Annotated in this window: 1 protein-coding gene; it reads left to right on the top strand. The window is 57.5% G+C overall.

Features of this window, described 5'->3' with window-relative positions:
• Positions 1-850 (top strand): IS5-like element ISRme1 family transposase (locus J8I34_RS34180; protein WP_209808592.1); only part of this gene is annotated, 850 nt, incomplete at its 5' end.
• Positions 851-1,006: the final 156 nt, after the last annotated feature.

The following is a 1,006-nucleotide window of genomic DNA, read 5'->3' as shown; positions in this document are numbered from 1 at the left end:
CCAGCTCATGGAACAGACGCACTACAACTTGCTGTTTCGCTGGTTCATTGGCCTGGCGATGGATGATGTGGTCTGGGTACCCAGCGTCTTCAGCAAGAACCGGGAACGGCTGATCAAGCACGATGCTGTGATCGACTTCTTCAACGAAGTGCTGGCCATCGCGCAGAAGAAGGACTGGCTGTCGGGCGAGCACTTCAGCGTCGACGGCACGTTGATTAAGGCGTGGGCTGGCCACAAGAGCTTTGTACGCAAGGATGGCGACGACAAAGACGATAACGACGGTGCTGACTTCAAGGGTGAAAAGCGCAGCAACGAGACGCACGAGTCCAAAACCGATCCCGATGCCAGGCTGTATCGCAAGGGCAAAACTGCCAGTGAACTGCGCTACATGGGGCATACCTTGAGCGACAACCGCCACGGCCTGGTGGTCAGCGCCATGGTGACCAATGCGGACGGACACGCCGAGCGCGAAGCCGCGAAGGTCATGCTCAACGATGCCAGGCAGGTGATTGAGGACCTGAATGTGGAAGTCACCGTGGGTGCGGACAAGGGCTACGACGCGCATGAGTTCATTCAAGCCTGCTTGGAGATGAAGGTGACGCCGCACGTCGCACAAAACACCTCTGGCCGGCGCTCGGCCGTTCCCGACGCCATTGCAGGCACCAAGGGTTATGCCATCTCACAGCAGAAGCGCAAGCTGATTGAACAAGGCTTTGGATGGGCCAAGACCGTTGGGCGCATGCGCCAGGTAATGGTGCGCGGTCGAAAGAAGGTCGACCAAATGTTTGTGCTGAGTATGGCCGCCTACAACCTCGTGCGCATGCGCTCGCTGGGACAAATCCGTCCATAGTTGCAGTAATCGCGGTAGTGAGGCCGGAAACGGTCGCCAAATCAACGAAAAAGTCGGTGAAGTGACGCTCGGCTTCCGGATTGTGAAAAATAGCGAGCCCTTCAGCCTTGTAGAGGCAAGCTTCGCTTTTTGCGCGGCTAGTACTTCAGCAGCCTG

The organism is Cupriavidus phytohabitans, assembly GCF_017815025.1.
In the GTDB taxonomy this organism is placed as follows: domain Bacteria; phylum Pseudomonadota; class Gammaproteobacteria; order Burkholderiales; family Burkholderiaceae; genus Cupriavidus.
Note: the sequence above shows the minus strand (reverse complement) of the source record. Positions and strands in the feature narration are given on the sequence as shown.